The 7655-nt window shown below is 56.9% G+C and carries 9 protein-coding genes; 5 read left to right on the top strand and 4 right to left on the bottom strand.

Going from position 1 to position 7655, the window contains the following annotated elements:
* Positions 1–88: 88 nt before the first annotated feature.
* Positions 89–583, bottom strand: coding sequence for a hypothetical protein (locus VL547_RS20035; RefSeq protein WP_325581270.1), 495 nt, complete (start codon positions 581–583; stop codon positions 89–91).
* A gap of 72 nt (positions 584–655) precedes the next feature.
* Between VL547_RS20035 and VL547_RS20030 the strand changes: the two genes are divergently transcribed.
* From VL547_RS20030 to VL547_RS20020, 3 genes are all read left to right on the top strand, one after another.
* Positions 656–1045, top strand: coding sequence for a hypothetical protein (locus VL547_RS20030; protein WP_325581268.1), 390 nt, complete (start codon positions 656–658; stop codon positions 1043–1045).
* A gap of 22 nt (positions 1046–1067) precedes the next feature.
* Positions 1068–2267, top strand: coding sequence for a PQQ-dependent sugar dehydrogenase (locus tag VL547_RS20025; RefSeq protein ID WP_325581266.1), 1200 nt, complete (start codon positions 1068–1070; stop codon positions 2265–2267).
* Between the two features lie 98 nt (positions 2268–2365).
* Complete coding sequence (locus VL547_RS20020; RefSeq protein ID WP_325581264.1) at positions 2366–3001, top strand: alpha-ketoglutarate-dependent dioxygenase AlkB family protein; 636 nt, start codon at positions 2366–2368, stop codon at positions 2999–3001.
* A 49-nt stretch (positions 3002–3050) separates the two neighbouring features.
* On the opposite strand, the gene VL547_RS20015 is transcribed toward VL547_RS20020, so the two are convergent.
* Both VL547_RS20015 and VL547_RS20010 read right to left on the bottom strand, forming a co-directional pair.
* Positions 3051–4124, bottom strand: coding sequence for a TIGR03118 family protein (locus VL547_RS20015; protein WP_325581262.1), 1074 nt, complete (start codon positions 4122–4124; stop codon positions 3051–3053).
* 140 nt (positions 4125–4264) lie between these two features.
* Positions 4265–5143 carry an MBL fold metallo-hydrolase gene (locus VL547_RS20010; protein ID WP_325581260.1) on the bottom strand — a complete coding sequence of 293 codons (879 nt, stop codon included), beginning with the start codon at positions 5141–5143 and terminating at the stop codon, positions 4265–4267.
* Between the two features lie 116 nt (positions 5144–5259).
* Between VL547_RS20010 and VL547_RS20005 the strand changes: the two genes are divergently transcribed.
* Together VL547_RS20005 and VL547_RS20000 are read left to right on the top strand one after the other, a co-directional pair.
* Positions 5260–5937: a response regulator transcription factor gene (locus VL547_RS20005; RefSeq protein ID WP_325581258.1), complete on the top strand. Its 678-nt coding sequence runs from the start codon at positions 5260–5262 to the stop codon at positions 5935–5937.
* Positions 5934–7181, top strand: a complete 1248-nt coding sequence (locus VL547_RS20000; RefSeq protein WP_325581256.1) for a HAMP domain-containing sensor histidine kinase — start codon at positions 5934–5936, stop codon at positions 7179–7181. Before VL547_RS20005 ends, VL547_RS20000 begins: the two co-directional genes overlap by 4 nt.
* Here the strand turns inward: VL547_RS20000 and VL547_RS19995 are convergent.
* Positions 7165–7655, bottom strand: a 491-nt coding sequence (locus VL547_RS19995; protein ID WP_325581254.1) for a PepSY domain-containing protein, incomplete at its 5' end; no start/stop codon positions are given. The two genes, VL547_RS20000 and VL547_RS19995, sit on opposite strands and share 17 nt — an antisense overlap.

The following is a 7655-nucleotide window of genomic DNA, read 5'->3' as shown; positions in this document are numbered from 1 at the left end:
TTCGCGAAACGTTTCGCGAAAACGGGGTAAAAGAGGCACCCCACCCCTCTTCCTTCTGCCTACGCGCCTGGGGCGCTTGACGCGGTCTTTATTCGCACAAGCTCAGCACATCGGTGCTTTCCGTACTGATCTGAATCAGATTCACCCTTCCGGCGGCGCCGGGCGCCGTATAGTGTAGCACGAGCGTTCCGTACTGCGTTTCGAAGGCATCCCAGAGTACGTCTTTTACCTTTGGGCGGCCAAAGTATTTGAACAGCGCATTGCGGGCGGTTCCCATCACCTGCATCGTGATCTTACCCTTAAAACCGGGTCGTATTTCGAAGTATTTCCGGTCCGCGAAAAAGGCGACGCCTTTATCCTTGTAGTAGACAACCGTCCCGCACTTACCGGACGCGTCGTCGGAACCGGTGCTGCACGGAACCTCCGACTTGAATTGGGCGGCGCCCGTATTGGGTTTTAGTCCGTTGATGGTCCCGTTGAGCACGTCCACGGTCAGATCGCCGCAGTTCACCTTGGGTTTTAGCTGGGCAAAGGAGGCCCCGGCAAGCAAGCAAAAAGACAAGAACAAAACGACTCGTTTCATAGATGGTAGTTTAGTGCCGCAGCTGTAGCAAATTCCTTGCTAAAAACCCCAATTGGCCTAATTTCACGCATCATGACGATTAACCGAAGCCGCCTTCCGTGGTTTTTCATCACCATTGCCCTGTCTCTTTATCTATATCTAAAAGAAACCCTGCCTTTGCTCAGCGGCTATGCCGCGAAGGTTTGCGGCTCCGCCGTCTTCGTCTCCCACCGCAGTCCCGATAGCGTCGTCGCGCACGACCTGCGCCACTTCCCTTTCTTTCTGGTCCGCGCCCTCTGGTGGCTCAACGGCGGCCGCTGGCCCCACCTGCCGGCCGACGCCTACGCCGCCGAAGGCAACGAGGGCCAGTACGTCTGCGTGATCCCTTCCAAAGATTTGGTGGTTGTCCACCTGGCGCTATTCCCCGCGCGGCCGGACATCGACGGGCTGGTCAACCGGCTTTTACACGCCTGTTTTCAGTAAATTGTGCGAAACGCTGACCTACATGCTACGCAAGACCTTGCCCATTTTGATGCTGCTGGCGGCCTGCCATAGCGGGCCCAAGTCCGTGACAACGGATTCCTCCGGGTATCCCCCGCCCAACAGCGACTATACACCGGCCTTCCCCGGGCAGACGCGGGCGCCGTTGATCCATTCGCAAACGCCATTGTCGATAACGGTGCTGGATAGCTCCCTCCCCCACCCCTGGGGTATCTGCAATCTACCAGACGGCCGGTTCCTCATCACGGGGAAGCTGGGGGTGATGTGGATCGAGACGATGGATGGGAAACACGTCAAGGATATAGCCGGCCTCCCGAAGGTCAACCCGCAGGGCCAGGGCGGCTTGCTGGATGTCAATATCGATCCGAATTTCGCCACCAACCGTTTGGTCTACTACGATTATTCGGAGGAAGACACCGGCGGCGTTCTCCTGGCGGTAGCTAAAGGGCGGCTTTCCAATGACGAGTCGACGCTCGAAAACCCCACGGTTATCTACCGCGCCACCCCGGCATATAAAGGAGGCTTCCTTCAGTATGGCTCGCGGATCGTTTTCGACAAGGACGGCAACCTGTTTGTCACCACGGGCGAACGATCCGGCAAGGACATCCGGATGCAGGCCCAGCAGCTGAATTCGGCGCTGGGAAAACTCGTCCATATCACACCCGATGGCAAGCCGGTACCCGGCGGGCCTTTCGCGGACACGCCGGGCGCACGGCCCGAGATTTATGCGTATGGCTTCCGAAGCCCCGAAGGGCTGGCCTGGAACCCGACGACCGGAGACCTCTGGGAGGCCGAGTTCGGGCCCCGGGGCGGCGACGAGGTCAACCTCATCAAGCCCGGTAAGAACTACGGCTGGCCGGTGATCACCTATGGGATCGAATACAGCGGCGAAAAGGTCGGAGACGGTATACAACAACACCCCGGGATGGAGCAGCCGGTGTATTACTGGGACCCGGTCATTTCTCCCTCGGGGATTACCTTTTACAGCAAGGGGGCCATCCCGGAATGGGAGGGCAATTTGTTCCTCGGAGGGTTGAGCAGCTCACGGATCGTGCGGCTGGTCATCAAGGACAACAAGGTCGTGGCGGAGGAGGATCTGTTGGAGCATCTGGGAGCGCGGTTCCGGGCGCTTCGGCAGGGGCAGGACGGGGCGTTGTATGCGGTGACTGATGAGGGGAAGCTGTATCGGATTACGAAGCAATAGGAGCCGCGGGCTTTTGTGGGCTGCGCGCCGCATTGCCGCGCGGGGCCCAAACGGCATGGCCCTGGGCTTTGCTAAATTTTTTAGTATCTTTGCGGTCTATGAACCTGTTCGAGGATATAGACCTGTTCGATGAGGGGAAAAAGCAATTCACGCGGTACGACCTGCCGGGGACCGAGTTGCAGCTGTGGGAGCAGTTCTTCGGGAAAGCGGAGGCGGACCGGTATTTCAAATCTTTGCTGGCAGCCACGCCCTGGCAGCAGCGGACGCGCCAGATGTACGACAAATGGGTGCTCGACCCCCGGCTGACGGCGTATTATGGGGGACCTAAGGGGTTGCCCTGGACGGAGTTGCTCGTCGACATCAAGGGCACGGTGGAAGCGGCTTGCGGGCTTTCGTTCGATCGTGTTTTACTGAATTACTACAGGGATGGGAACGACTCCGTCGCCTGGCACAGCGATACGCTGCCGTCGGATGGTCGACACCACCCGATCGCTTCGGTGACCTTTGGGGAGACCCGCGTATTCAAGGTGCGGCACAAATCCGACAAGGCGGTGCGCCCGCTCGATATACCGTTGACGCATGGGAGTTTTCTGCTGATGGGCGAAACCATGCAGGAGCTCTACGAGCACCATGTACCGAAGACGAGCAGGAAGGTTGGGGCGCGGATCAACCTTACGTTCAGGATGACGGATTCGGCGAAGCCCATGTATTTCGTGGAAAGCGCCCGCGATTAAGTCGCGGGCGCCGGGTTTGCGGGGCACACATGCATACAGGTGCTCCGTGTCACTTGCGTTCGAGGTAGCCAAATAATCCGTCGGACTCGCCTTTGGGGCCGGCGGTGAAGTAGAGCTGCGCGGAGGTGGCGCCGGGGACGTCGTTTTCGATAGACCAAAGACCGTCGATGACGATCGGATGGTTGTGGTCCATGAGCGGGCCCAGGAAACTCCCCTGGTCGGTGAACATGTTGATGCGGCCGTCGCCGAAGTTGCCGACCAGGATAACGTTCACGCTGTCGGCCTGTTTGCAGAAACCGACCTTCGCGGGAACGATCCCCCAGGGAGAATTGAGGGCGCCCCGGCTGGCGAACCGGGCCAGCCACGAGCCATCCGGTTTAAAGACGTCGATAAAACCGTTCCCGGGACCCGCCTGGTCGTCGTGGTTGTCGGGCGCCATTTGTTTGGCGTATGTGACGTACAACCAACCGCCTATGTTCCGGATGTTGAAGGGCGCGAAGCCATGGGGGATACCGGGATCGTGGAAGGTGATCCAGCTGACATAGTTGAAATCCTTGTCGAACACGTCGACGGTACCGGCGTGGAAGTTGGTCGCGTAGAGGTAGTTCTGGCCGCCGTTGGACGCCCAGGCAATGCCCTTGTATACGGCCCCGTGGGAAGAGCGGTCGGCGACCTTTGTGCCTTTTGTGCCACCGCCCCACGCGATGATGGTACCGTCTTCGGTGGCGAAGATGAACTTGCTGGCTACCGGCGGCTCACCCGGTATCATGAAGTCCGTGGTAGCGTTGAACAGGATACCGGTGGGCGTTCCACCGGCGGGGCTGTCCGGGGCGGGAATGGTGACCACGAGTCCTTGCTTGACGCCATTGTGATCGTAAAGGGTACTGAGCCCTGTCCCATTGTCAGAAGTCCAAACGGGACTGGTGGGGGTAAAGGCCATACCCCAGGGATTGACCATTTCGGAGTCGACGTGGGCGGCGTTGTAGCTGGCGTTGTTGGCTACGAGGTTGGTTTGGGTGAACCCGTCGAGGAGTGCGCGGAGCCCGGCTTTCCTGCATTGCGGGGCGATCAGGAGGATCAGGCAGCAGACGGCAATGGCAGCGCGTGTTTTGAGCGTAGACATTTTTCAAAGTATTTAGCGGTTAATGATGGGAGGCGGTCCCGCTAAAGTAAACCTAGTTAATGATAAGCGCAAATGCCCTCGGGGATTAAATTTTCACCAACCATAAATATCGTGGAGATATATTCGACTTTCGGGATACGTTATCGATTGATGGGTTCCTGCGCCAATACATCGACCACGGTGGCGCCCGGCAACAAACGGTATACCGGTATACCGATGGCGTATTTATCACAGAGATACATAATGGCCCGATCGATTTCTTCGTGGGTGTAGCGGGAAGAAAAATGTCCAAGAACCAGCTTGCCGATGTGGATGGCGCCGACCATCTCCATAACCTCTTCCAGGGTGCTGTGCTTGTTGCCATAGGTGCGGACCTTGATGTCTTCACCCTGCCCGAGGAAGGTGGCTTCGTGGATGAGGATTTCGGTGTTGTCCCAGCGTGCCCCGTCTTCCACAGGGGTGTCGCCGGAATAGGCCAGCAGTTTTGAGCGGAGCTCGATAGAGAGGTTTTCCCGGCCGATGCGCTCCCCCAATTGACGAATATCTTCCCCGCTGAGGTGGGCGAATTCGGGTTTTAGTTTTTTCCGGGTCTGTACGACCTGGTACCCAAGGCTTTTGATGACCTCGGGAGCGGCGGGCACGTGACCGTTACGGATGGGTAATACGAGCAAGTCCCTGGCGATCGGGATCTCATCGCCTTCGGTGACGGGTATCCATTGGGTTTGGGCCACCTGGGTATCGAACTTTTTGGAGAAGGATTCTAATGCTTCGAACGAGCTTGCGTCTTTGGGATAATGTATGACGGGTTGGCCCGGCCGGGCGTTCAGCTGGTTGAACTGCAGCAGACCGGTGAGGTGGTCGCGGTCGGCGTGGGAGATGAATACGTTGTCAACCTTTCGGCTTTTTTGCAGGAGTGCGGAGATCATGCCGTCACCGGCATCGAAGAGGACGCCCCATTCTTCGATGAAGTACCAGGTGGAGAAGAGGGCGGTGGAGTAGGCGGTGATCGTTAGGTTCATACGTTTTCGGCGCTATAGGTCATAAATTCAGATTTCGCACAGAATTGCTCCGATTTTACAAAAAAATAATCTTGCGTCTTGCAGGGGGCTGTAACATTGCAGCAAACTTTCCCGAGTTGAATCTACTGATAATTGAGGATGAACTGGAATTGTCCCGGAATATCGACAGCTATCTGTCGCAAAGCATGTATACCTGCGAAACGGCCGGTACCTACCAGGCGGCCACGGCCAAGCTGAGCCTGGGCCGGTATGACTGTATCATCCTGGACATCGGTCTGCCGGACGGTAGCGGGCTAGAGCTCCTCAGACAATTAAAGCAGTCAAAACTATCGGACGGCGTGTTGATCATCTCGGCCAAAAATTCACTCAACGATAAGCTGGAAGGCTTGGAGCTGGGCGCGGACGACTACCTGACGAAGCCGTTTCACCTGGCTGAGCTAACGGCCAGGGTAAACGCGATCATACGCCGGCGGGCATTTGACGGGAACAACGTCATTGCGCTGGGGAGGCTGACCATCGACCTCGTCTCCAAGTCGGCACGGACGGATACGGGCGAGCTCAACCTTACCAGAAAAGAATATGAGCTCTTGCTGTACTTCGCCAGCAATAAGAACAGGGTGGTGACCAAGGAGTCCATCGTAGACCATCTTTGGGATGCGTCGGTGCAACTGGCCGACAGTTATGACTTCATTTACTCCCATATCAAAAACCTCCGCCGGAAATTGAGCGACGCGGGTTGCCCGGACCTGATCCGGTCTGTTTATGGCATGGGGTATAAATTCTCCATTGGATGAAGCTGACGGCGCTGTATTACCGGCACATCGTCCCGGCGGTGACGCTGCTGTTCCTGGTGGGCATCGTTTTATCCTATTTCCTGATCCGGCATACGCTCCGTCTGCAGCTGGACGACATCCTGTTGCGCAGCAAGTCCCGTATCGAAAATTATGTACATCGTTATAACCGCCTCCCGGAAACGACCGTGTTCAACGACCAGCTGGTCCTTTTCCAGCCGGTTGCTCACCTGGCGGGAAGCTCGGTTGGCGATACCTCGCTATTTATCCCCGAACAGCACAAGAAGCACATTTCCCGTCGGGTCACGTTTACGATGGTCGTGAACGGACAACCATGGGAGGCCACCATCGCCCAGCCGCTGGAAGGCACGCGCCACCTTACGATCCTGATCGCCTGGATCGCGGTGGTGATGATCCTGGCCACCTTGATCCTTTTCCTGCTGATCAATTCGCAGTTGCTGACGCAGATATGGAACCCATTTTACCGGTCCCTGGAGCTGATACAGGAATTCAAGGTAGACGAGACCGTGCCGCCGCCCTTCCCCGATACCAGGATCGACGAGTTCCGGCTGATGAACGCGCACTTCGCCAAAGCGGCGGAGAATGCCAGCCGGGATTATCGCAACCTGAAGGAGTTCAGCGAAAACGCATCCCACGAGCTCCAGACCCCGCTGGCTATCATCCGCTCGAACCTCGACCTGCTCACGCAGGAGGGCATGACCGAACGGCAAAGCGTGTTGCTCCAGGGCGTTTATGCTTCGGTGCGTAAGATGAGCCGGCTACAAGAGTCGTTGTTGCTGCTGACCAAGATCGACAACCGGCAGTTTACCGGTGTCGATAATATCCGGATCGATGTCCTGATCCGGGACAAGGTTTTTTACTTGCAGGAGCTGCTGCACGCGCGTAACCTCTCTTGTTCGATCGACCTCCGGGAGGTCTCGTTTCCCGCCAACCGTGAGCTGCTCGATATCCTGTTGAACAACCTTTTCAGCAATGCGATACGGCACAATGTGCCGGGCGGGGATATTTACGTTTTGCTGGAAGGATCTTCGTTTGTTATTCGCAATACCGGCTCCTCCGACGCACTGGACAGCCATCGGATTTTCAGGCGTTTTTATAAGAGCCTGGGACAGACCGACAATATCGGGCTGGGTTTGTCCATCATCAAACAAATCTGCGACTCGAACGCCATGACCGTGGAATACGCGTTCTCGGAGGGGAAACACTCGTTCAGGGTTTCCTGGTAGCGCTATTTTTTATCAGGAGCGGCTTGTACCATAGGTACGCGCCGCTCAGGGCCAGGAAAAACAACGACATACCCAGGACCGTCGCGTATGCTTTTTTGGCCACGCCGGCTTTGTCTTTGAGCCAGCCATCGATAAAGGCGCCGTCGTGTATGTCTTGAATCCAGCCGCCGTAACGACGGTCGATCTGGAGGGTTTCGCCGGTTGCGCCATTCAGTCGCACATAGTAGTTATTATCGAACTGGAACTCGACATAGCCGGACTTGAGCCGTACGTCGGCGCGTTCAGGGGACTTTGTTGTCGTGTAGCTTTTTAACGCCGTTTCGGCTTTGTCTTTTAAGGTATCCAGCGGAAGCCAACTGCTGCCTTGGGTTTGGGGAGCCGCCTTATAAAGCGTGGTGGTGAACATCGACTTCCAGCCCAGCATCAGGCCGGTCAGTGAAATCAACAGGAAGAAGACAAATAATAGCGAGCCGA

Source organism: Dinghuibacter sp. (assembly GCF_035492835.1).
In the GTDB taxonomy this organism is placed as follows: domain Bacteria; phylum Bacteroidota; class Bacteroidia; order Chitinophagales; family Chitinophagaceae; genus Dinghuibacter.
Note: the sequence above shows the minus strand (reverse complement) of the source record. Positions and strands in the feature narration are given on the sequence as shown.

Bases quoted from the DNA above. Each gene is read 5' to 3' on its own strand.
- VL547_RS20035 (WP_325581270.1), bottom strand. From the start codon at position 583: ATGAAACGAGTCGTTTTGTTCTTGTCTTTTTGCTTGCTTGCCGGGGCC.
- VL547_RS20030 (WP_325581268.1), top strand. From the start codon at position 656: ATGACGATTAACCGAAGCCGCCTTCCGTGGTTTTTCATCACCATTGCC.
- VL547_RS20025 (WP_325581266.1), top strand. From the start codon at position 1,068: ATGCTACGCAAGACCTTGCCCATTTTGATGCTGCTGGCGGCCTGCCAT.
- VL547_RS20020 (WP_325581264.1), top strand. From the start codon at position 2,366: ATGAACCTGTTCGAGGATATAGACCTGTTCGATGAGGGGAAAAAGCAA.
- VL547_RS20015 (WP_325581262.1), bottom strand. From the start codon at position 4,124: ATGTCTACGCTCAAAACACGCGCTGCCATTGCCGTCTGCTGCCTGATC.
- VL547_RS20010 (WP_325581260.1), bottom strand. From the start codon at position 5,143: ATGAACCTAACGATCACCGCCTACTCCACCGCCCTCTTCTCCACCTGG.
- VL547_RS20000 (WP_325581256.1), top strand. From the start codon at position 5,934: ATGAAGCTGACGGCGCTGTATTACCGGCACATCGTCCCGGCGGTGACG.